Below are 22519 nucleotides of genomic sequence, written 5' to 3' on the forward strand. Positions count from 1 at the left end.
CAAGGTTCAACGCAGAGAGCGGATTTGATGACAGAACGCACCGAACGCGGCAGGCGCCTGTTCACCGAGGTGATGACGGCGCCGCCGCCCGATGATCCCAGTCCCACGACGGCCACCGGCCTGATCGAGTTCGTCTTCGCCGAAATCTGGTCGCGGCCGGTCCTGCGCCGGCGGGACCGGCGCTTCGTCACGCTGCCCTGCGTCGCGGCCGCCGACGCCGAGGGGCCGCTGCAGGATCACGTGTACGCGGCGCTGAACAGCGGCGACCTGACCATCACCGAGATGCGGGAAACCGTGCTGCATTTCGCGGTGTACGCCGGGTGGCCCAAGGCCTCTCGCTTCAACATGGCGGTCGACGCGCAGTGGGAGCGCATCCACCGCGAGCGCGGCCACGACGTGCCGCCGCCCGAGCCGCTGTTGCCCCTGGCCACGCCGAGCGATCCCGAGAGCAGGCTGGCCACCGGCGAGGAGTGCTTCAAGGCGGTCAACTGCATCCCGTTCGCGCCGATCCGGGACAACCCGTACTCGGGCGCGGGGATCTTGAACTTCGTGTTCGGCGAGATGTGGCTGCGGCCCGGGCTGGGGATGAAGGAGCGGCGGCTGGTGACGGTGGCGTGCGTGGCCATCCAGGACGCACCCATCCCGATCCTGAGCCACGTCTACGCCGCACTCAAGAGCCGCGACGTCTCCTTCGACGAGATGGACGAGGTGGCATTGCATTTCGCCGCGTACTACGGCTGGCCGAAGGCGACCCACCTCAGCCAGGTGATCGGCGAACAGAAGCAGCGGGTCTCGGCGGAATGGCGCACGGAGGCCACCACCGCATGAACCTGTCCGGAGGGCTGCTGATCGCCGGCGACCGCATCACCCGGTCGTCCGGGGGGACCCACGAACACATCTATCCCGCCACCGGCCAACCGAATGCGAGCGTGCCGCTGGCCGGCGCCGCCGAGATCAACGAGGCGGTCGCCGCCGCGTGGGGCGCCCACCGGGAATGGATGTCGCTCACCGCCGATCGCCGCCGCGACCTGTTGATCGATCTCGCCGACGCGGTCCATGACAACCTCGACGAGCTGGCGCGGCTCAACGTGCACGACTACGCCGTCCCGATCTCGTTCGCCCACAACGGGATTCTCCTCGAGCGATTTCTGCGTCACTTCGCCGGCTACGTCGACAAGCCGCACGGCATCAGCACGCCGGTGGCCGAATCGTTCGATGTCAACCTCGTGGAGCGCGAGCCCTACGGCGTCGTCGGCGTCATCACGCCGTGGAACGGCGCGCTGGTGGTGATCGGATCCTGCGTCGCCCCGGCGCTGGCCGCCGGCAACGCCGTCGTGCTCAAACCCTCGGAGGTGGCGCCGTTCGCCGCCCTGCGCTTCGGCGAGCTGTGCGTCGCGGCCGGGCTGCCGGCCGGCCTGGTCAACGTGGTGCCGGCGGGCCCGGAGGGCGGCAACGCCCTCGTCCGCCACCCGGATGTCCGCAAGATCCACTTCACCGGCGGCGGGGCGACGGCCCGCAACGTCCTCAAGGCCGCGGCGACGAACCTGACGCCGGTGGTCACCGAGCTCGGCGGCAAGTCGGCCTGCGTCGTCTTCGACGACGCCGACCTCGACGCCGCGGCGGTGCTGGCGGCCCATCAGGGCCCCCTGATCCAATCGGGGCAAAGCTGCGCCTGCGCGAGCCGGATCCTGGTGCAGGAATCCGTCTACGACGCGTTCGCGGAGCGGTTCGTCGCGGTGGTCAAGGCCGCAACGGTCGGTGACCCACTCGACCCCGGCGTCGTGTTCGGGCCGGTGATCAGCCAGGCCGCCGCGGACCGCATCGTCGCCGAAATCGAGGAGGCGGCCGGCAGCAAGGTGGGCGAATTACTCACGGGCGGAACCAGATTGGGCGGCGCGCTGGCCGCGGGTTACTACATCGAGCCGACGGTGTTCGGCGGGGTGGACAACAATTCCACGCTGGCCCAGACGGAGACCTTCGGGCCGGTCGTGTCCCTGATGAAGTTCGGCAGCGAAGACGAGGCGGCGCGCATCGCCAACGACACGCCCTACGGCCTGAACGCCTTCGTCCAGACCCGCGACCTCGCCCGGGCCCACCGGATGGCGCGCCGGCTCGAGGCGGGATCGGTGTGGATCAACACGTTCAGCGACATCTCGCCGCAGGGCCCGTACGGCGGCTTCAAGCAGAGCGGCTTCGGGCGCACCGGCGGTGTCGAGGGCCTCTACGAATTCCTGCAAGTCAAGAACATTCGTATCGGCATGGGCTGAGCGTTTACAGTTCCAAGGTGACGACAAGCGTCGCCGTGATCGGGGCGGGCCCCGGCGGACTGGCCGCGGCGCGCTGGCTCCTGGCGCAGGGCTTCGAACCGACCATCTTCGATAAGGCGCCGATGCTGGGCGGGCAGTGGACGGGCCTGCCCGGCCTGAGCGGCGTATGGCCGGCCATGCATACCAACAGCAGTCGCACCCTCACGGCCTTCGGCGACCTCGAGCACGACACCGAACTCGTCTACCCGCCCAACCGCGAGATCCTCGCCTACCTGCATCGCTACGCCGAGAAGTTCGGCCTTACCCCGCGCCTTCTGCTCGGCACGCGCGTCGACCTGATCGGACGTCACAGCCACGGGTGGCTCGTCCGCCACGACGGCGTCGACGACGTCTTCGCGCGAGTGGTGGTGGCAACCGGCAGGTTCCACACCCCCGCCATCCCCGCGGTGCCGGGGCTCGAGACGTTCGCCGGGGCGGCCGGGGCTATCCCGAGCTACCAATACCGGGACCCCGCGCCGTATCGCGACAAGCGCGTTCTGGTCGCCGGCTGCGCGATCAGCGCCCTCGAGATCGCCGCCGACCTGGCCCACCTGGGCGCGGCGCGGGTGGTGGTGACCCAACGGCGGCAAAGGTACGTCCTGCCGAAGTTCGCCGCCGGAGTGCCCTCCGATAGCCGGATCTACACGCGGTACGGCGCCCTGGCGAGCGAGAGCCTCCCGGCGGCCGAGATCGACCGGCAACTGAAGGAGATCGTCGTCGAAGCGGCGGGAAGCCCCGAGCAATACGGCGCGCCCGCGCCCGACCCGTCCCTCTTCGCGGCCGGGGTGACGCTCAATCAGCATTACCTGCCACTCGTCGCCGAGGGCCGGATCACGGTGCGGCCCTGGATAAAGGCCGTCGCGGGCACCCGCGTGACCTTCGCCGACGGGAATGCCGAGGACTTCGACGGGATCGTGTTCGGCACCGGCTTCACGTTGTCCCTACCGTTCCTGAGCGAGGACATCCGCGCCACCCTCGACCTCGACGCGGTGCATATGGACGCCGACCGCTACACGTTCCACCCGGACCTGCCGGGCATGGCCTTCGTCGGCATGTGGGACCAGTCGGGCGGATACTTTGTGCCGCTTGAGCTTCAGGCCAGGTGGATCGCGCACGCGTGGGGCGGCGCGGTGCCAGCCCCGGCCGAGGACGAGCAACGCAAGTCGATCGATGCATACCGGTCGCGGCGCGGGTCACCGCAGAAGACCCAAATGCACCTGGCGGCAATGACATTCGCCCGAGCCGCCGGGGTGGAGCCACATCTGGAGAACTGGCCACAGCTGCGCCGCGCCCTGCTGTTCGGCCCGCTGGCACCGAGTTGTTTTCGCCTCGAAGGGCCCGATGCCCTCGACCGGGCACCGGCGCAGTTGGTGCGCGACGCCGCAGCCTTCGGCGCGATCACGTCGAACGAGCTGACCGAGCGCGAAGCGAAGTACTGGTCGCTGGTCGAGAATGCGGTGAACTAGCCGCGCGGCCCTACGCCAGTTTCGCGAACTCGGCCTGCAGCTCATCGAGGCGGCGAAGCGTCTCGTCGCGAGGTTCGGTGGGCAGTTCCACCAACACCTGTTCCAGCCCGAGGGCACGGTAGCCCTCGAGTTCCTTCGCGGAGTGATTCCCCATATGGGTTGCGATCACGGGCACGTCGTGGCCGGCGGTGGCGCGCAGTTCCTCGAGCTGACCCGCAAGGGCACCCGACGACGGGCTCATGGCAAGCCAGCCGGCCTTGAGCCGGGCGATGCGCTCAAAGCTCGCCGGCCCGCCGCCCAGGTACAGCGGCGGATACGGCCGGGTGATCGGCTTCGGCCAGCTGTAGATCGGGTCGAAATCGACGAAGTCGCCATGGAATTCGGCCTCCTCCCGCGTCCAGATCTCGATCATCGCCCGCAGCCGTTCCTCGACCACCCGCCCCCGCACCTTGGGGTCGACGCCGTGGTTCGCGATCTCTTCGCGCAGCCAGCCCACCCCGACGCCGAAGCGAAACCGCCCCTGGGAGACCAGATCAAGCGACACGACCTCCTTGGCCGTCATGATCGGATCGCGCTGCGGGACCAGCGCGATGCCCGTTCCCAGCAGAAGGTTCTCGGTCGCGACCGCCGCCGCCGTCAACGCGATGAACGGATCGAACGTGCGGTAGTACTTCCGCGGGATGGGGCCGCCCATGGGATACGGGGTCTTGGCGTTGACCGGGATGTGCGAATGCTCCGCCAGGAACAGCGAGGCGAACCCGCGCTCCTCGAGCGCCCGGCCCAGCTCGACCGGCCCGATCCCTTCGTCGGTAATGAAAGTCAGGACACCGAACGGCATGTTCGCTCCCGTCGTCATTGCGTCTCCTCCCCTCGCGGCGTCCGGCGGGTCGCGCCCCAGAGGCCGACCCCGATGCCGACCGCGGCGCCGCCCAGACCGATCAGCCGTTGCGAGGGCTTCAATTCATCGTGCACGCTCACACCGCCGAGCAGGTCGGCCGCGTCGGCGCCGCCGGAGGCCAAAAACCAGCCGCGGGTGCCCTTGCCGCGCAGCGCCGCCGCCGCGAGCAATCCGCCGATCAACGCGTCGCGATAACCCATCGAACGCAGCAGCAGTCGCGCCGTCGGCGTCGGCTCGTCAGGATCGCCCCACCACCGGTTCGCCCGGAGCGGATCGACGAGGAAAGAGATGCCCGAGGCGAGACGGATGCCGCCGGCCAAGAGCGCTGCGCGATCAATCGACATGGCCGCAGCCTAGAGCCAATCGCCCCGGTGAACTACGGTTCACTGAAATTACTGTTTTCAGTTACCAACAATTTGCCCGTGCGAGCGGAAAAAGTTTGCGACGCCTTCAGAGAGCTCGGCAAACACGTTCCCGCGCCAGACATTTGCCGCACGGCACCCGATGACCTGAACGCGCCCCCGCCGAAACCTCCAAGACCAGCACCGAACGCTCGCCGACGACTCGGAGCGAAACAATTGTGCATCAGTCCAATAGCGTGTCCGCGAACATCGCGATGGCTCAGGGGCGTTGCGGCGCCGAGGCCGACCCGACACGGGCTTTACGAAAGCGGTGTGGACAAACGATCAGCGGATTATTTTGGTTAACTATGACGGGACAGGGGGATCCGGCAGCACGTCCGCAGCAGTACGTCGGCCACACGGTCACGCCTCGACGCAAGAAGCTCGCACCCGATCCGGACGTGCGCCGCGCCATCGTGGACGCCGCCTCGAAATCGGTTCGCGAGCAGGGGGTTCGGGGGCTCAGCGTTGCCACGGTGCTGGAACGCGCACGGCTGAGTACCCGTGCGTTCTATCGGCACTTTGATTCCAAGGACCAGTTGGTGGCCGCGGTCTTTCTCGAGATGACCCGCAGCGAGGTGCAGCGGCTGAAGACGCGGATGTCGGAAGCCACCGACCCCGTCGAGGCGGTGGCCGCCTGGATCGACGGCAGGCTCGACCTCGCCTTCGACGAGGAGATCAAAGCGGAACTGCGCCAGGTGTCCCTGGAGGCGCAGTCGAAATCGTTCTCGGTTCCGGACACGGTGGCGCCCGCCTACGGTGCGATTCTCGAACCGCTCGTCGAGCAGCTGCAACGCGGCCTGGAGCTCGGCGTGTTCAAGGACATCATTCCGGCGACCGCCGCGAAATCGATCCACGGCGTGGTGTGGGCCGGCACGCAGCGGCAGTGGGCCACCAATCACTGGGACCGCAACGAAGTCCGCGAACGAGCGGTGCGGTTCTGTCTGCGCGGCCTTGGGGTGGCGCCCCACACCATCGAAGAACTCATCGCGGGGGATGAAGCGGCGAGCTAGTGCAACGCCGGTTTCCGCTTGCCGTACACGCCGCCCGTTTTTGTCTGAAATTGATGTTTCCGTTAACCGGCACACGGGGTACCTACGCGTTATGACACGTCTGTACAACCGGGCTTCCCTCGGCTGACGCCATGACCGGCACGCTCACCCGACGACGGAACAAGCTCGATCCCGACCCCAACGTGCGCTGCGCCATCGTCGCCGCCGCATCGAGATCCATGCACGAGCACGGAGTCCGCGGACTCAGCGTCGCGACCGTGTTGGAACACGCGCAGCTGAGCACCCGCGCGTTCTACCGGCACTTCGACTCCAAGGACCAGTTGGTCGCGGCGGTCTTTCTGGAATTGGCCCGGCACGAAACGCAGCGGCTGAGAGGAAAGATGGCGAACGCGGCCGACCCGGTCGAGGCCGTCGTCGCGTGGGTCGACGGGCGACTCGAACTCGCATTCGGCGAAGCCGGCGAGAACGGTGTGCGGCGTCTGACCCTGGACGCCCACTCCAAGGGGGTCTCCTCTCCCGAGATGGTCGCGCCCGCCTACAGCGCGATACTCGAGCCGCTCGTCGAACAGCTCGAGCGCGGTTTGGAACTCGGCGTGTTCGAGGACATCATCCCGACAACCGCCGCGAAATCGATCCACGGCGTGGTGTGGGCCGGCACGCAACGGCAGTGGGCCACCCATCAATGGGACCGCTCGGTGGTTCGCGAGCGGGCGCTGCGGTTCTGCCTGCGGGGGCTGGGCGTTTCTTCGCACCGGATCGAGCAGGTCACCGGGCGGCGCAGCGCCGCGGGCTGAGTCTTACTTGGCCGGGCACGCGGCGGCGATTTGCGGCGACGCCGGCCACAGCGCCACCGTCAGCCCGAAGGCCGCGACGTCGGATCCCGCGGGCACGACGCTTTCCAGCCGCGCCTGCATTCGCTGCGTTTCCTCGGTGTGCAAGACGGCCCAGACGAAGCCGATGGACAGGTAGGGAATCGCCAGCCACAGCGCCACCTCGATCAGCGCCCCGACGCTGACCTCGTATTGCAGCACGCGCCGCAGCAGGTCCATCGAGATGTGAGGGTCTCACAGCGGGCCGCCAATTCGCTACCATTGCCGTCATGGCCGAGCCGTCCCCGGCTGGCGACGAAACGTTCGCGCTCAACCGAGCCGAGACGGTTGCCGTACCCAATAACGCAGCAGCGGATGCCGCAGATCGGACGTCCGCGCGCGACTACGACGACGACGCCGGGGCCGAACCCGCGAGCGACCGCCAATCCTGGAGCGCGACCTGGCGCAAGGCCGGCGCGCTGCTCGTCGGTGGTCTCGCGCTTGCGGGAGCGATCATCCTCGCCTTTTGGCTCATGAGCCCGGATTCCAAGGGTCCTCAGGCGGCCGCGCCCAAGGGCGGCACGACTCCCGCGCCCGCGAGCCCGTCGGCCTCGGCCGCGCCGTCGTCCATCGTCTCCACGCCGGACCAGGACAACAAGTACGTACAGAACCTGAACGACCACGGCATCTCGTTCGCCAATCCCGATGCCGCCATCTCCAACGGGAAGATGGTGTGCAACGACATCGGCCGTGGGGTGTCGGTGCCGCAGATCGTCAGCGCGTTTCGCGCGAGCAACCCGGGGCTCGACGCCGACACGTACGTCAGCATCTCCGTTCACGCCTACTGCCCGCAAAACTCCAACCTCGTCGGCGGAGGGCCGTAGCGCGGCGCCGATACCCTGTACGGACCGCCGCAGAAGTGACAAACTTCGACATCGACTACCGAGTGTCGATGAAACCGAGGAATGCAAACGGTGCGATATTGATTGGACGTGGCGTTACCCGGGGAAGCCCGGCAGGGGGTAGACGTGGTCCGCGAAGTGGCAGCACCCTTGCCGCGCATCCGGGAGTCGTAGGAGGCGGCGCATGACTGTCGAGGGCCGCGATGTCCCGACCGGATCGGCGCCTCATCACGTGCCACGGCCGGTGCGCCGGAGGCAGACGCCCGCCGGAGTCCTCGTTGCGGCCGCCGCCTTCGCCGCTGCCGCCCTCGCCGGTCTCATCTCCGTGGGCGTGTACCTGTCGCGCGACAAGACGGCGACATCGCCCGGCCCGCAGACGGTGACGATCAGCGCCTCGTCGGCGGCGATATCCCCGGCCGACGGGGCGGACGCCCAGTTCCTGTCCATGCTGGACGGCTACGGCATCAAGGACAACGGCAAGGCCGCGATCCGGCAGCGGTTCATGGAGCTGGGCCACCACACCTGTTTCCTGCTGCTGCCGCCGCGGCCCCAGTCACTCGAGTTGACGGTGAACAACATCTTGTCCGCACAGGACCAGGACACCGCCGCAGGCAATCGGTGGCCGCAGCGCCTCACGCGTGACGACGCGGAGCATTTGGCGCAGTCCGCTATCACCGCATACTGCCCGAGCGCGCAGAAGTAGCGCCGCGGTTCTCCTACTTCCGCGGCCGCGGGGCACTGCCGTACAGGCGCAAGGCCTGAGCGGCGGCGGTGGCCACTTCACCACGCAGGTCCGAGATCGGTGGACTGCCGCGCAGGTGGATCGAGTTGGAGAGCAGGACGACATAGGTGTCCGAGCCGGGGTCCATCCACAGCGTGGTTCCGGTGAAGCCGGTGTTGCCGAAGCTGCCGACGGGAAAGACGGTGCCACGAGGCCTGGAGAAACCAGTGTCGATGTCCCAGCCGAAGCCGAACAGGTTCTGCCCCCAGATCGCCGGGTAGTTGGTGGTCCGGGCGGCTTGGTTGGCCGCTTCGAGTTGGTGCGCCGTATGCCCGGGCTGCTGGGGAGTCGTCATCAGCCCCAGAGTCGCCGGCTGCAGCGGAAACGCGCTCGGCCGGCCCGCGAGCCGATCGAGCAGGGCCTGCGCAAAGCCGCCGACATCGTGCGCCGTCGCGAACACGCCCGCATTGCCGGCGACTCCTCCCATCCGGCGCGCCGTCGGGTCGTGCACGGTGCCACGCAACAGGTGGCCGTAATCCGGGTTCTTGCTCGGGTCGGCCCGGCTTTCCTCGTCAATCGCGGTCGGCGCGATGCGCGGTAAGAGGCCGGCGTTCCACGCGTCGGCGGCACAAGTTTCGGGCTCGCGCCCCGGCGGCACGGGGGCCCAGGCGATCGCGGACCCCCGAATCCCATGCGGCCCACAGGCTTTGGTCGCGGGAAGATAGCGGGTCTCGTTCATGCCAAGCGGCGCAAAGACGTTGCGCTGAACGTACGCGTCCTCTGCCTCGCCGGTGACTTTTTCGAGGAGCGCGCCAAGCAGGATGTAGTTGATGTCGGAGTAGCGGAAGACCGCGCCGGGGCCCGACTGCAGCGGCGTGCTGAGCGCGCGATGGATGCCCTCTGGTTTATCGGCGCCGGCCAGTCCCCACGGGTCGCCCAGGCTCACGTCGATGCCCTCGCCCGAGGTGTTCGTGAGCAGCATCCGGACCGTCACTTCGGCGCGCTGCGGATCGTTCGCCGGGTTGAAGTCCGGGAGGTACTTCTGCACGGGATCGTCGAACGCAACCTTGCCTTGTTCGTACAGCTGCATGACGGCGGTCGCCGTCGCGAGACACTTTGTCAGCGAAGCCAAATCGAAGATGGTGTCCTCGGTCATCGGCTCCGCGGGCGCGGGCGACCCGTCCAGCCCCTGCTCGCCGTCAAGCTTGCGCTCACCGTAAGCCTGGTGAAAGACGACCTTGCCGCCGTGCCCGACGACCACCACCGCACCCGGCAGCCGCCGCGCCGCGATCGCGTCGTTCATCAGCTTGGAGACGGTGGCGAATTCGGGTGCCGAGGGTTCGGGCGGCGCCTGCGCCACCGGCGGCGCCGGGGCTGCCTGCGGCGCCTGCACCACCTGCGGTTCCTGCGGCGCCTCGCCTACCCCCGTGCGCGCCGCATCGCCCGCCGAGGAAGCCGCGGCGAGGACAATCAGAATGGCGCCGACGGCAACGACCCTTCGCACCGATTGCTTACCGGGCATGCCGCAAGCGTAAGTCGACGGCCGGGCCGGGCGCAGTCCTATAGTTGATGCCCCGTGGAATCCCCAGTCACGTCCCGGTGCCGGAGGCTTTTCGGGCCGGCCCTCATGGCGGTGGCCACCGTCGTGCTGGTGCAGTGCGCCGCCACGCCGCCGCCGCGGGTGGCCACACCGCCACCGCCGGCCGCCCCGCCGTCGGCGCCCGGCGCCACGTCCGCGGCCGCCGCCGCAACCGTTGCGCCGGTGAGCCCCGCGGAACTCGGCGCGAGCTGGCGCCCGGGCTGCCCGGTCGAACCCGCCCAGCTCCGGCGCGTCGACGTCGACCACATCGGGTTCGACGGCCAGACCCACCGCGGCGAATTGATCGTGCACCAAGACCTGGTGCCGGAGGTCATCGCGATCTTCGAGCAGCTGTACCGGCTGGGCTTTCCCATCGAGAAGATCCGTACCGTCGACCACTACCCGGGCGCCGATGACGAGCTGTCCATGGCGGACAACAACACTTCGGCATTCAATTGCCGGGGCATCCCGGGATCCGATCAATGGTCTCCCCACGCGTACGGCCGGGCGATCGACCTGAACCCGCTTCTCAACCCGTGCGTCTACTCGGGCGGTGCCTTCGCGCCGCAGAACGCCGCGGCCTACCTCGACCGCGGCCGCACCGACCCGGGACTCCTCCACGACGGCGACCCTGCCGTTCGCGTCTTCACCGACCGCGGCTGGCGATGGGGTGGCGCGTGGACGACCCCCCTCGACTACCAGCATTTCGAGCGGCCGTGAGGCGGCGCCCTAGACGTCGTAGTACAGGGCGAACTCGTACGGGGTCGGCCGCAGGTTGACGGGCGCGATCTCGTAATCGCGCTTGTAGCTGATCCACGTCTCGATCAGGTCGGGGGTGAAAACGCCTCCCTCGGTGAGGTAGTCGCTGTCTTCCTCCAGCCGGTCGATCACCGCGGACAGCTGGGTGGGCGCCTGCGGGATTTCCGCGGCCTCTTCCGGCGGCAGCTCGTAGAGGTCCTTGTCGACCGGCGGCGGCGGTTCGATCTTGTTCTTGATGCCGTCCAGCCCGGCCATCAGCTGGGCCGCGAAGGATAGGTAGGGGTTGCCCGACGCGTCGGGACAACGGAACTCCAGCCGCTTGGTCTTCGGGTTGTTGCCGGTGATCGGGATCCGCACGCACGCCGAGCGGTTGCGCTGGCTGTACACCAGGTTGATGGGAGCCTCGTACCCGGGAACCAGGCGCTTGTAGGAATTGACCGTCGGGTTGGTGAAGGCCAACAAGGACGGCGCGTGGTAGAGCAGCCCGCCGATGTAGTGGCGCGCGGTGTCGGACAGGCCGGCGTAGCCGGTGTCGTCGTACATCAGCGGCACCCCGTCCTTCCACAGCGACTGGTGGCAGTGCATGCCGGAGCCGTTGTCGCCGAACAGCGGCTTGGGCATGAACGTCACGGTCTTGCCGGCCTGCCACGCGGTCTGCTTGACGACGTACTTGTACATCTGGTGGTCGTCGGCCGCGTGCAGCAGCGTGTTGAACTGGTAGTTAATCTCGGCCTGGCCCCCACTGCCCACCTCGTGGTGGCCCTTCTCCAGGGAGAAGCCGGCGTTGGTCAGGTGGGTGAGCATCTCGTCGCGCAGGTCGACGTAGTGGTCGGTGGGGGCCACCGGGAAGTACCCGCCCTTGGGACGGACCTTGTAGCCGCGGTTGGGGCCGCCGTCGGACTCGGCCTGCGCGCCGGTGTTCCACCATCCCGACGTCGCGTCCACCTTGTAGAACGAGGTGTCCGTGCGCGAGTCGAAGCTGACCGAGTCGAAGATGTAGAACTCGGCTTCCGGGCCGAAGTACGCGGTGTCCGCGACACCGGAGGCGATCAGGTAGTTCTCCGCCTTGCGGGCCACGTTGCGCGGATCGCGCGAGTACACCTCGAGGGTGAACGGGTCGTGCACAAAGAAGTTCAGGTTCAGCGTCTTGGCGGCGCGGAACGGGTCGATCGTCGCGGTTTCCGGATCGGGAAGCAGCAGCATGTCCGACTCGTGGATCGATTGGAACCCGCGAATCGACGAGCCGTCGAAGGCCAGGCCGTCCTCGAACACGTTCTCGTCGAAGGCGTAGATCGGAATCGTGAAGTGCTGCATGGTGCCCGGCAGGTCACAGAATCGGACGTCGACGTACTCGATGTTCTCGTCGCTGGCCAGTTTGAAGATGTCGTCGGGCGTCTTTTCGGACACAGAAAGCTCCTTTGCGCAAGACTTTTCACGTGCGACGGCAGTGGTGCGATGGCTCTCTCTACGCCACAACTATTTCGTCCGCGTGACGGGCCCAAGTCGAACCTGTTGCGTCACAGTAAGACCCGGCTTTCTCCGGTGGCACATTCGGGCCCGGTGGCCGATAGTCGTAGGAATGAAGACCGTTGCCGCGAGCGCCCCCGGCGACACACGAGTGAAACCATCCCGCGACATGGGAGAGGTTTTCCAATTTCATCGCGAAATCATCGTCTTCGGAGACGACCCGCTGTCGAAGACGATCGCCGAGGAGCTCCGGGGCGCCGGCGCGCGGATCATCAAGATCAACACCGCCGCCGATCTCCTCGGCGCCGGGGTCCATCGCGCGCGCGCCGTCGTGTGCGCCGGGCCCAACGATGCGGTCAACCTCGAAATCGCATTACTGGCAAGGGAATACAGCCCGAACGTCCGGGTGGTGGCGCGCCTGGCCAACGACGTGCTGCGCGAGGCGGTGACCGCCGTCAGCGGACCCGGCGCGATCTTGGACGTCGCCGACCTGGCGACGCCCTCCCTCGTCGAGGCCGTGCTGTCGCGCAACGCGCACCAGTTCGAGACGGCCGGCATCGAGTTCGTCGTCTGGGGAGCCGAGGCGCCGTACGACGCGACGCTGCGCGAGATCTACGCCGACCTGGCCCCGGTCGCGGTGGTCCACGGCAGGAACTCACCCAACCCGGGCGAGGTGGTGCCGTGCCCGGGGCGGGATCTGCGGGTCTATGCCGGGGACTGGACGTCGATGATCGGCGTCCGAGACGAGTTGGAGGCCCGGGGCATCACCGTGCCTCCCCCGCCCGCGGCGCGCTCCCGCCACTCCCGGGTGCGACGCGCGATCGATGCCGCGCGCGCCATGCGCGACGACGTGAACCCCATGCTGGTGCCGTCGTTGGCGTTCGCGCTGTTCCTCACGCTCGGCTCGACGGCCGTGGTGCACTTCACCTACCGGAACCCGCGCATGTCGTGGATCGACGCCCTCTACTTCGCGTCCGAGACGATCACGACCGTGGGCTACGGCGATTTCAGCTTCGCCCAGCAATCCACCGCCCTGCGACTGTTCGGGGTCGCGCTGATGTTCGGCGGCGCGATCGTGACCGCCATCCTGGTCGCGTTCCTCGCCGACCTGCTGCTGTCGCGCCGCTTTGTGCAGACGGCCGGGCTCCGCCGCGCACGCCACATGCGCGACCACGTCGTCGTGGTGGGGCTGGGTTCCATCGGCGTCCGGGTGGTCAGCGATCTGAGCGCCGCCGGATACGACGTCCTCGTCATCGAGCCGGACGAGAACAACCGCTTCCTGCCAACGGTGGCCGAACTCGATGTGCCGGTGATCTTCGGGGATTCGACGATGCGCCAGACGCTGGAATCGGCGCGCGTCGATCGCGCCCGCGGCGTCGCGGTGGTGACCCAGGACGACATGGAGAACATCGAAACCGGCATCGTCCTGCTGGAGATCCTGGGTTCGGACACCAAGGTGCCGATCGTGATGCGCGTCCAGGGCCGCGCGTTGGGCGCGGCGGTGAATCGGCGGTTCGGCTTCGAAAACGTGCGGTCGATCGTCGACCTCGCGGCCCCCTGGTTCATCGGCGCGGCGATGGGTTTGCAAGTGCTCGGGACGTTTTGGGTCGGGCAGCGCTCCTTCATGGTCGGCGGAATGCTGGTGGCGCCGGGCAGCGAGCTGGACGGCCTGCGGATGGTGGAGCTGTCCACCCAGACCCGCGTCATCGCGATCACCCGACCGGAAGGACCGGTCAGGTTGCGTCCCCGCCGCGACGCCCGGCTGAAAGCCGGCGACACCGTCTACATCATCGGCCCCTACCGGGAGCTGATCACCACGCTGCGCAAGGGCCAGCCGCCACCGCAGACCGCGGTCAACGGGGAGCGCGCGGCGACACTGGCGGCGGCGCGTGCGGCGCACCGGCCCGACGCGCGGCCGCCGCGGTGGGCACCCGAGCCCGAGTCCTGACGGCCACCGGATCGGGCGAAGTTCGCCACAGAACGGCCCGGCGGTGCGAGAGTAGGGCCAATGCATCGACGAATTCTCTGCGTGCCGCTCTCGGTCGCCGCGGTCATCATGTGCCCGACCGCCGGGCCGGCGGCGGCCGCCGGTGATGCGGAGTGCAGCGTCATCCTCCCGGCGGCCGACCGCCTGGAGAACGCGTTCGACCTCGTTTCCCCCTCCGGCACACCGGCTTACGTGGCAGGCCAGGTTCGGAACGCGCTGGCTCCGCTGCACGGCTTGAAGAGCGCCGCCGCGGTCGACCTTCGCATTCGCTCGGACATGCTGGCGTCGCAGATCGACGCGAGCGACCCCTATCGACCGGCAAGCCCGGAACAAATCGGCAGCGATCTCGCCAAGGCGAGGCAACAGCTGGCGACGGCTCGCGCCTACTGCGCGGCCTAGTTATTGCTGCCCTCGGCGCCACTGCCGAATCTGGATGCGCTCGGCGTCGGGCCAGATGGCTTTGGCGGCCGGTGACGCGCAGAACGTTTCCTCGGCCTGGCGAAGGCTCATGTCCACCGCGTGCAGGCCGTCTTCCTGGTGGGCGCGGCACACGACGGTCAGTACCCGGTGCGTGTTGGGGTCCACCTCTTCGGCCTCGATGGTCAACACCACGACGAGCGTGTAGCCGGCGCCGGTCGGCAGATAGAAGGTGAGGTCCCGGCTGTCCAGCGCGCCGCCGTTGGTTACCAGGTAGCCGTCGCCGCTGGGATAAACGGCCTGCCCGACCATCTGGGTGCGTTCGTAATGGTTGCGGTCACCCGGCGCGCGCCACACCGCGAACCGGGTATTCGGGCTGCCGTTGAACGGATGTCGCGCGATCGGCACGATCAGCTCGTCGCGGCCGTCGCCGTCGACATCCTGTAGGACGACGCCCCCGGGGCTCGAGGGCTCCAGCAGCTCGTCGATCGTTTGCACCACCTCACCCGACGGATCGGTGACCACAACCTTCACCGCGCCGGGTCCGGACAACTCGGGCGCGGACCAGTACGTGACGGCGAAATCGAGGGCGCCGGAATGCATTCGGCAGTCCGTATGCGCCGACGTGGCCTGGGGGCTGATCGGTGCGGCGCTCTGCGGGCACGGCGGCAGCGCGGTGTCGGCGGCCCCGGTGGGGCACACCGTGTTCGCGGTGACCGTCATCAGGACCGCGACCAGCAACGGCAGCCGCTTCACAGCCGCGCACCTACCGTTTCGGCGCCGGCTGGGTCGGAGCGGGAGCGGGCGGGGCCTCGGCCGGCGGGAGCTGCTGCTCGACCGGCGGGTGGGACCCGGTCTTGGGGCCGATATCGGAAACCTGCCAGGTATTGCCGACCTTGTTGACGGTCACCTGCAACAGGATGATCGAGACCTTCGGCGTCGGGTTTTGCAGATTGCGGGTGGTTTGGTGGGCCGACACCACTACCTGGTAGACCCCGCCGGGCTGGGCGACCGGGTCGATGGCCAGCACCTCACCGGTGGAGGTGACCTGGGCCTGCAGCATCACGCTTCTGAGCAAATCGCTGGCGTTCACGTATTTGTCTTTAAGCTGCTGCGACACACCGTCTTCGACGGAGCGGAAGAAGGCGTCGGGGTCTTCGAAGGTGTAGGTCAGCGACTTCAGCGCGTAGTCCTTGGCCAGCTGCGCCACGGTGTCGCGATCGGCTTGCTGTCGGCGGAGCTCCGCGAGCTGGCCGGTCACCTGGCGATACTTCATGAAGCCGAACACGCCGCCGGCGAGCAGCGCCGCCAGGAGTAGGGCCGCGGCCCAGCGCTTCGGGCTGTTGGGCCGCAGCAGCAACTTCGGCGACCGCGTGGGCCGCGCGTCGTCGGCGACCGGCTTGGTGTCGGCCTCGTCGGCGGTCACCGCCGTGACGTCGGCGCCGTCCGGCTCGCGCTGGCTGTCGGCTGTCTTTTCGTCTTCGCTGATAGCTGAGTTTGTCATGCCCGTTCTTTCTTTGCCGTAACTTCGCTCGCCGATCACCGGTGCCATTCGGGCACGTTGAGTTGCACCCGCATGCCGCCGGTGTCGTTGAACGTCGATTCCCAGAAGTCGAGCCAGTGCCCGGCGTCCACCTTGATGTCGTGGAGCGGTGCGACCGCGGGTTCCAGGACGGTGGTGAAGGTGCTGAGCGGTCCGGCCAGGGCGTCGAGCCATTGGCTCAGCTTGGCTACCAGGACCCCCGCCGGATCGTCGGGGCCGACCACGCCCACGCCGGTGTGCGAAAGGGTTTCGATTTCGTGGATCATCCGCAAGAACGCGGGCACCGAGCGCGGCAGCAGCTTGCCGGTCTCGCTGATCACTTCGCCGGCGTTGATGTCGCCCAGGTTGGTGGTCATCGTGGCGAAGTTGCTGAACAGCGTGGCCAGCAATTGCTTGTCGTCGTGGATCACCTTGGCGGTCAGCCCGGCGGTGGTGGCCAGCGAATCGACGGTGTCGTCGTTGCCGGCGAGCGCCGCGGAGACGTTGTCGATGATGGTGTGTACCTGGTCGAGGTTCAGCGCCGACATCAAGGCATTGGCCTTGGTGAGCAGGTCGGCGCCGGTTACCAGCGGCGCCACCCGATCCGCGGGGATCACCGTCCCGTCGCTGAAGTACGGCGGCGCAATCAGTCTCGGCTTGAAGTCGATGTATTGCTCGCCGGCGGCGGAGAGGTTTTCCACGCTGATCGCGCTGTCCGCGGGCACCGGGTGCGCGCGGTCCAGGTCGATCGAGACCGCCAGCCCACTCGTCGTGGTCTCGATACCCGTCACGCGGCCGACCTTGATGCCGCGCATCGTCACCTCCGACGTGGGCATCAGGCCGCCGGAAGCGTTGAGCATCAACGTGAGTCGGGTGACCTGTTTGGTCGGGCTGATGTCGAGCACGCCGATCGACATGTAAGCCGCGCCGGCCAGCGTCATGACCGCGAGGATGGCCAGCGTGGCGCGGGCACCGAACTTCATGGCAACATCCCCATGCTCTGCATCGCCTTCACCGCCGCGTCGGCCTTGTCGGCGGGATCGACGCCCTCGTGCCCGGTCGGTGGGTGAAGTTCCGAGACAATGTATTTCGGGCCCCCGTTGCGGAAGAACCCGAGGAGCTTGTAGTGCAGGAATGCGATCAGCTTGTCGGCGAGCACCGGAATGGTGGTGTCGAGGGTCGCCACCGTTCCGACCATCGGCGTGAGGTAGGACAACATCTGCATGATGTCGCCGGTGATGGGGTTGGTGAGTTCTCCGCCGAGCTTGCTGACGTCTCGGGAGTCGCCGACGACGGTGAGGATCGCCATGGTGATCGCCGACAGCCCTTGAAGTTTCGGCGGGCCCTCGGTCACCAGCCGGTTGAACACCGCGGTATTGGCCGCCATGTTGGTGGTGATGTTCTCCATGCTGGACAGGATCCCGTCGATCGTGTCCTGATTGGCCGCCAGGTCATTGAGGACGCCTGCGAGGGTCTGCTGCATCCGGGTCAATTCGGCGGGGTTTTGCGGGAACGCCTTGTTGGCGTTGACGACGGTGCTTTGCAGCGTGCCGATCGCGCCGCCGGCCACCAGGTTCGACACCGACCGCAAGAGGTCTTCGACGTTGTCGGCCGGGGCGGTGTTGCGCAGCGGGATGGTGCCGCCGTCGCGCAGCACCGGCACGTCCCCGGCCCGATCCGCCGGCGGCACCAGCGCGATGTAGATATCGCCGAGGGGCGTGGCCTGGCGCAGTTCGGCGCGAGTGTTGCCGGGAAGCCTTGTGTCGCCGGCGATATCGACGTAGGCGACCGCCGTGGTGCCGTCGAGCTGGACGTGGTCGAGCACGCCGACCTGCACTCCGCCGGAGTCCACCTTGGCCCGGGCGGGCAGGTTGAGCACGCTGGAGAACTGGATCTTGATCCGGTATGCCTGGTCGGGGCTGTAGGCGCCCGGAACCGGCAGCCGGGTCGGATCCAGCGAGCACGCGGCCGTCAGGCAGATCGCCAGTGTCGCCAGCAGCACGCGCGTCGGTCGTCGGGTCATGACAGCGCGGCCCCCAGGATGAGGTCGGTGAGCCCGAGGGTGACCGGATCCGACGCGGTGCCCGACGCGCACGCCGACGCGGCGCCGGGGACATTGCGCTGCCGCAGGCCCTCGCAGATGGCGCCGGCCTGTGACGGCGAAATCGCCACCTGCGGCGGGATATAGGTGACGTTGTGGGTGCCCCACGCCGGTTCGTAGATGTCACTCAGCCAGTGGCTGAACTGCGGCCATGAGTTGATCATGGCCATGATGGCCGGGGTGTGTCTGTTCAGCATGTCCCGCAGCCAGGTGGTCCAGTGGTCGAGTCTCTGATAGACCCGCGGCCCCCACCGGTTGATCGCCTCGACCAAGATCGGCAGCAGGTGCGACAGCCGGCTCATGGCCGCTCCGAAATTGTCCGACAGACCCTCGACCAATTGGGTCGTGGCCGGAAGCGTTTGGACAAACCCCGCGAAGCTGTCCCAGTTCTTGAGGAAGTCCGAGGTGAGGATTTCGCTGTTTTCGAACAGTTGCCGGTAGTCGGCGTCGGCCTTGTAGGGGTCGGCCAGCATGGTGACCAGATTGCGCAGGGTCTGGTTGAGGCCGGCGCCGGTTCCGTCCAGCGAGCGGCTGGCCGCGTGCAAGCTGTCGTTGATGGCTTGCACGCCCGGCGACCGGGACGGGTCCTGACCGTGTTGTGGTTCCAAGATCGTGTCGGCGAGCTTGCCTATGGCGGTGAAGGTTTCGCTGATGCTGATCGGGGTCTTGGTGGACTTCAGCCCGATGCACCCCGGCCCGGTGAATTTCGGGCCCGAGGTGTAGGGCTTGGTCAGTTCGATGTGGCGGTCGGTGACAATCGATTGGGAGTAGGTGACCGCCCCGATGTCGGCCGGCAGGTCGAGGTCGGTGGGCACGGTGAAGTCGACCTCGACGTGGTCGGGCTTGTTGACGATCGCGGTCGTCGTGCCGACCTCGATACCCAGCAGCGCCACCTTGTTGCCCGGATACAGCCCCACCGCGTCGGTGAATTCGGCGCACATCGCTCGGGTGTGGTTGGGCATCACCATCCTGGCGCCGAAGACCACCGCCGCCGCGACCGCCGCAACGACGACCACCACGGCGGCGATGCCCCACGGGGAACGCAGCCGCGAGCCGACAGCCGAAAACCTGCTCATCTCAACAGTTCCTCATGATGTTGGGCAGGCACAGGTCCTGTCCGGGCACCAGCCGGCTGTGTTTGTCGAAGACGACCCCATTGCCACTGAGCATCGGCAGCACGATGTTGAGGGTCTGCCCCAGACCCTCGAGCGCCTCGCCCCACCGCTCGGGATGGGCGTTCAGCGTGTCGGTGATGTCTTCGAGTCCGTTGACGACCGGCCCGACCTCCCGGCCGTAAAACACCACGATGCGGTCGAGGATGCGGGCCAATTCGCTGAACAGGCCGAAGAACTCGACGATGTCGACCGACTTGGAGGTGTACGACTGGCCGATGATGTCGAGCTGCTCGAACAGCGTGATGAGCTGCTTACGCGCGGCGACGGTGGCGCGCAGGCCGTTGTTGGTGAAGTCCAGGCTGCGATGGAAGTCCCCGGTGGACTTGCTCATCGACGCCGTCAGGGCATTGGCCGACCGGAGCAGGTCGCGCACCGCGTCGGGGAACTTGTTGGCGGCGTTGGCGACCTCGGTGAACGTGTCGTGGATGACTTGGCCGTTGACTTCCTTGATCAGCGGGGTTGCCGCCTGGATGATGTCGTTGACCTCGAACGGCAGGCTGACCCGTTGCGGCGGAATCACGTTGCGGCCCAGCGGCAGAGCACCCTTCGGGTCGAGCGCTACGTAATGGCCGCCCAGCGGGGTGAGCAGCTTGATGTCCAGGGTGGATTCCGAACCGACCGCCACCGATCGGTCGACGTCGAACTTCATCTCGACGACGGCGCCGTCGAGCCGGACGCCGGTGACCTTGCCGACCGGGATGCCGGCGATACGAACCTGGTCGCCGGCGCGCACACCGCCCGAGTTGGACAGGCGGGCGACATAACCGGTCTGGCCGGTGGGATTCAGGTAGGCCATCGCGGTGGCGGCCAACGCCGCGACGATGACGACGACGCCGACGATGCCGTGCCGGCGACTGCGGACGGCGGCGGCGCGCTCGTCGAGCACCGGCCGCCGCCGTCGTACGCCCTTGTCCCCGAACAGCATTACCGGCACACCACCAGGTTCTGCTGCGCGAACGACACCTGCCCGATCCCGGGCAAAGTGACTTCGCCGTGCGAGCACGAAAACGACGGCCGGGCGGGTTGGTCGTCGGCCAGCCAGTCCCGCATTCCCTGGATCAGCGACGGCGCGAGCGACAGGCCCGCGATGATCGTCGGAGTCTGCGGCCACATGCGGCTGGTCAGGTCGTAGAGCGGAACGGTCGTCCCGTCGAACGTGTGCTCGGTGTATTGCAAGATGTGGGTGGTGTTCCGCAGGACGGGCAGCCCTTCGTCCATCGCCGTGCGGAACTCCTCGGCCTTGGAGCCGAACTTCGTCACCACGTCGTTGAGCGTGGCGATCAGGTGAAACAGTTGCTGCGACTTGCCGCCCAGATCCTGGGAGATCGCGCTCAGGTTGCGGAGCACGGCGGTGATGACCGCCTGGCGGTTGACGGCCAACTTGGAAATGACGTCGAGGTCGTGCAGGAACGGGCCGATGCCGTTTTCGTCACCTTGGATCAACCGCAGCAGGTTCTCCCCCAGCAGGTTGAACTGGGCCGGGTCCAGCGTTTGAAATATCGGCCGAAACCCGTTGAACAGCTTGGCCACATCGAAGGAGGGAATCGTCTGCCCCAGGCCGAGCGTTCCCCCGGCCGGCAGCCGTCGGTCCGGCTTGACCGGCTGGACGAGTTCCACGTAGCGCTGGCCGACCAGGGTTTGATAACGCACCGCGGCAACGGTGTTGGCGAACACCGGGTGATCGTCTTGCGCGGTGAAATCCACCTTGGCGATCCGGCCGTCGAGCCGGATGGTTTGCACCTTGCCCACCTGTACGCCGGAGATGCGGACGTCGTCGCCGGCGTAGAGGCCCGACACGTCGGAGAACGCCGCGGTGTAGTGGGAGACCGCGCCGGTGACGGGGCTGCGCAAGGCGGTCAGCACGATGAGCGTGCAGACCACCGATATCGCGGTGAAGATGGTCAGCCAAATCACCGATTTGGTAACGCTTCTCATCGGCCACCCGCCGGCGGTGCGGGCGCGGGTGCCGCTGTTTGTGGCGGCGCCGGAGGCAGCGCCGCCGCCAGCCCCGGCATCGTGTCCAGGGTGACTTCGATTTGCATGCGGACTTTGCCGTTGATGATCGGAAACGCGGCGCTGGTGCGGTCCAGCAGGCCCGAGAGGCGGTCATAAACCGGCGCCTGGCTGCCCTGCAGATATGAGAGTGGCAGCAGCACGTCCATCATCGATTTCATGAACGGCGCGAGCCACGCGATGTTCTTCGCGAAGATCCGGTCGGTATTGAAGAGCAGCTTCGCGGTCTGGTCCAGGATCACGTTCATGCGCTCGACCCCGTCGGGATGGGCCAGGAATTCCATCCCGTTGAGTAGGTCGTACGCCAAACCGATGAGCGGGATGGCGTCGCTGGCGCCGTTGACCACCGAAGCGAACACCGAGAGTGAGTGCGAGAACGGCACCTTCTGGGCGTCGACGAGCATCTTGATCAGGTCGAAGTACGACCGGGTGACCGGCTCGGTGAGTTCGGCGTGCCGTCGCACGATGTCGATGATGTGGTCGACGTCGGGCGAGTCCACCATCTTGCCGATTTTTTGGCCCTGCCGCAGCAGCCCGGTGATGGAAGTCGACCGGGCGCTGGCGCCGATCAGCAGCGTCTGGTTCGGCCTCAGCCGGGCGCCGGTTCCGCTGCTGACCAGTTCGACCGCCGCGAGGCCAAAAGTGTTCGACGACATGAAGTTTGCCGTCGTGTCGGCGGCCAGGGCCCTCGCCTGGCGCGGCTCGAGTTCCACAGTGATCTTCTGACGGTTGTATCCGGCCGACTGCAGGGTTTTCACCGATCCGATCGTCAGCCCGCGGAACTTCACCTCCGCGCCCGGCGTCAGACCCTCACCGATCGAATCGGCCACCACGGTCAGCTTGAACGTGTCGTCGTAGCTGCCGTTGCCCAGCTGATACAGCGCGATGCCGGCGACAGTCAGCACCAGCACGGCGATCAGTCCGCGGATCCGCAACGAGCGCGAACTGGGCGCCCGCACTCCTTGGTCGGGAAACGTCGGCAC

General features: G+C 67.5%; 23 protein-coding genes. 10 read left to right on the forward strand and 13 right to left on the reverse strand.

The window, feature by feature from the left end; all coding sequences use genetic code 11:
* Window positions 1-27 precede the first annotated feature (27 nt).
* From AWB89_RS12465 to AWB89_RS12475, 3 genes are read left to right on the forward strand one after another with little or no spacing between them, the layout of a single operon-like run.
* Window positions 28-828, forward strand: a complete 801-nt coding sequence (locus tag AWB89_RS12465; RefSeq protein ID WP_085173929.1) for a carboxymuconolactone decarboxylase family protein — start codon at window positions 28-30, stop codon at window positions 826-828.
* A complete protein-coding gene (locus AWB89_RS12470; RefSeq protein WP_085174510.1) occupies window positions 825-2267 on the forward strand; it encodes an aldehyde dehydrogenase family protein in 1443 nt (480 codons plus the stop codon). Before AWB89_RS12465 ends, AWB89_RS12470 begins: the two co-directional genes overlap by 4 nt.
* Before the next feature lie 17 nt (window positions 2268-2284).
* Window positions 2285-3772: a flavin-containing monooxygenase gene (locus AWB89_RS12475; RefSeq protein ID WP_085173930.1), complete on the forward strand. Its 1488-nt coding sequence runs from the start codon at window positions 2285-2287 to the stop codon at window positions 3770-3772.
* Between the two features lie 10 nt (window positions 3773-3782).
* Here AWB89_RS12475 and AWB89_RS12480 read toward each other — a convergent pair whose 3' ends face one another.
* Entirely contained in the window at window positions 3783-4610 is an 828-nt protein-coding gene (locus AWB89_RS12480; RefSeq protein ID WP_085103483.1) for an LLM class F420-dependent oxidoreductase, read from the reverse strand.
* 14 nt (window positions 4611-4624) lie between these two features.
* A complete protein-coding gene (locus AWB89_RS12485) occupies window positions 4625-5014 on the reverse strand; it encodes a DUF4267 domain-containing protein (RefSeq protein WP_085103485.1) in 390 nt (129 codons plus the stop codon).
* Window positions 5015-5379: 365 nt separating this feature from the next.
* Here AWB89_RS12485 and AWB89_RS12490 point away from each other — a divergent pair, with 365 nt between their 5' ends.
* Window positions 5380-6084: a TetR/AcrR family transcriptional regulator gene (locus AWB89_RS12490; protein ID WP_139830864.1), complete on the forward strand. Its 705-nt coding sequence runs from the start codon at window positions 5380-5382 to the stop codon at window positions 6082-6084.
* Window positions 6085-6215: 131 nt separating this feature from the next.
* The gene (locus AWB89_RS12495; protein ID WP_085103487.1) at window positions 6216-6878 is read left to right on the forward strand and encodes a TetR/AcrR family transcriptional regulator; all 663 of its coding nucleotides are present in this window, start codon (window positions 6216-6218) and stop codon (window positions 6876-6878) included.
* A 3-nt stretch (window positions 6879-6881) separates the two neighbouring features.
* Here the strand turns inward: AWB89_RS12495 and AWB89_RS12500 are convergent, their stop codons facing one another.
* Window positions 6882-7133, reverse strand: coding sequence for a hypothetical protein (locus AWB89_RS12500; RefSeq protein ID WP_085173932.1), 252 nt, complete (start codon window positions 7131-7133; stop codon window positions 6882-6884).
* A 50-nt stretch (window positions 7134-7183) separates the two neighbouring features.
* On the opposite strand from AWB89_RS12500, the gene AWB89_RS12505 reads away from it, so the two are divergent.
* Window positions 7184-7777, forward strand: a complete 594-nt coding sequence (locus AWB89_RS12505) for a DUF732 domain-containing protein (RefSeq protein ID WP_085173934.1) — start codon at window positions 7184-7186, stop codon at window positions 7775-7777.
* Between the two features lie 202 nt (window positions 7778-7979).
* Window positions 7980-8498, forward strand: a complete 519-nt coding sequence (locus tag AWB89_RS12510; protein WP_085103493.1) for a DUF732 domain-containing protein — start codon at window positions 7980-7982, stop codon at window positions 8496-8498.
* 13 nt (window positions 8499-8511) lie between these two features.
* Here AWB89_RS12510 and AWB89_RS12515 read toward each other — a convergent pair whose 3' ends face one another.
* Entirely contained in the window at window positions 8512-10038 is a 1527-nt protein-coding gene (locus tag AWB89_RS12515) for a serine hydrolase domain-containing protein (protein WP_085173936.1), read from the reverse strand.
* Window positions 10039-10143: 105 nt separating this feature from the next.
* Between AWB89_RS12515 and AWB89_RS12520 the strand changes: the two genes are divergently transcribed.
* A complete protein-coding gene (locus tag AWB89_RS12520) occupies window positions 10144-10815 on the forward strand; it encodes a M15 family metallopeptidase (protein WP_085173938.1) in 672 nt (223 codons plus the stop codon).
* A 9-nt stretch (window positions 10816-10824) separates the two neighbouring features.
* Here the strand turns inward: AWB89_RS12520 and glnA are convergent, their stop codons facing one another.
* Entirely contained in the window at window positions 10825-12261 is a 1437-nt protein-coding gene (glnA, locus tag AWB89_RS12525; RefSeq protein WP_085103499.1) for a type I glutamate--ammonia ligase, read from the reverse strand.
* A gap of 229 nt (window positions 12262-12490) precedes the next feature.
* On the opposite strand from glnA, the gene AWB89_RS12530 reads away from it, so the two are divergent.
* Both AWB89_RS12530 and AWB89_RS12535 read left to right on the forward strand, forming a co-directional pair.
* Window positions 12491-14269, forward strand: coding sequence for an NAD-binding protein (locus AWB89_RS12530; RefSeq protein WP_085173940.1), 1779 nt, complete (start codon window positions 12491-12493; stop codon window positions 14267-14269).
* Window positions 14270-14329: 60 nt separating this feature from the next.
* A complete protein-coding gene (locus AWB89_RS12535) occupies window positions 14330-14707 on the forward strand; it encodes a hypothetical protein (RefSeq protein WP_085103503.1) in 378 nt (125 codons plus the stop codon).
* On the opposite strand, the gene AWB89_RS12540 is transcribed toward AWB89_RS12535, so the two are convergent.
* Genes AWB89_RS12540 through AWB89_RS12575 form a run of 8 tightly spaced genes read right to left on the reverse strand, consistent with a single transcriptional unit; the run spans window position 14708 to window position 22519 of the window.
* Window positions 14708-15448 (reverse strand): hypothetical protein, encoded by a 741-nt coding sequence (locus tag AWB89_RS12540; RefSeq protein ID WP_276074537.1) that lies wholly within the window; start codon window positions 15446-15448, stop codon window positions 14708-14710.
* A gap of 43 nt (window positions 15449-15491) precedes the next feature.
* Entirely contained in the window at window positions 15492-16229 is a 738-nt protein-coding gene (locus AWB89_RS12545) for a hypothetical protein (RefSeq protein WP_085173944.1), read from the reverse strand.
* Between the two features lie 35 nt (window positions 16230-16264).
* On the reverse strand, window positions 16265-17230 hold the full coding sequence (locus tag AWB89_RS12550) for an MlaD family protein (protein ID WP_085173946.1): 966 nt from the start codon (window positions 17228-17230) through the stop codon (window positions 16265-16267).
* Complete coding sequence (locus tag AWB89_RS12555) at window positions 17227-18270, reverse strand: MlaD family protein (RefSeq protein ID WP_085173948.1); 1044 nt, start codon at window positions 18268-18270, stop codon at window positions 17227-17229. The genes AWB89_RS12550 and AWB89_RS12555 overlap by 4 nt, the downstream gene beginning before the upstream one ends.
* Window positions 18267-19424: an MlaD family protein gene (locus AWB89_RS12560; protein ID WP_085173950.1), complete on the reverse strand. Its 1158-nt coding sequence runs from the start codon at window positions 19422-19424 to the stop codon at window positions 18267-18269. The genes AWB89_RS12555 and AWB89_RS12560 overlap by 4 nt, the downstream gene beginning before the upstream one ends.
* A gap of 1 nt (window position 19425) precedes the next feature.
* The gene (locus tag AWB89_RS12565) at window positions 19426-20448 is read right to left on the reverse strand and encodes an MlaD family protein (protein ID WP_085173952.1); all 1023 of its coding nucleotides are present in this window, start codon (window positions 20446-20448) and stop codon (window positions 19426-19428) included.
* A complete protein-coding gene (locus AWB89_RS12570) occupies window positions 20448-21458 on the reverse strand; it encodes an MlaD family protein (RefSeq protein WP_085173954.1) in 1011 nt (336 codons plus the stop codon). The genes AWB89_RS12565 and AWB89_RS12570 overlap by 1 nt, the downstream gene beginning before the upstream one ends.
* Window positions 21455-22519, reverse strand: coding sequence for an MlaD family protein (locus AWB89_RS12575; protein ID WP_241520481.1), 1065 nt, complete (start codon window positions 22517-22519; stop codon window positions 21455-21457). The genes AWB89_RS12570 and AWB89_RS12575 overlap by 4 nt, the downstream gene beginning before the upstream one ends.

The organism is Mycobacterium paraense, from assembly GCF_002101815.1.
GTDB classification, from domain to species: Bacteria; Actinomycetota; Actinomycetes; order Mycobacteriales; family Mycobacteriaceae; genus Mycobacterium; species Mycobacterium paraense.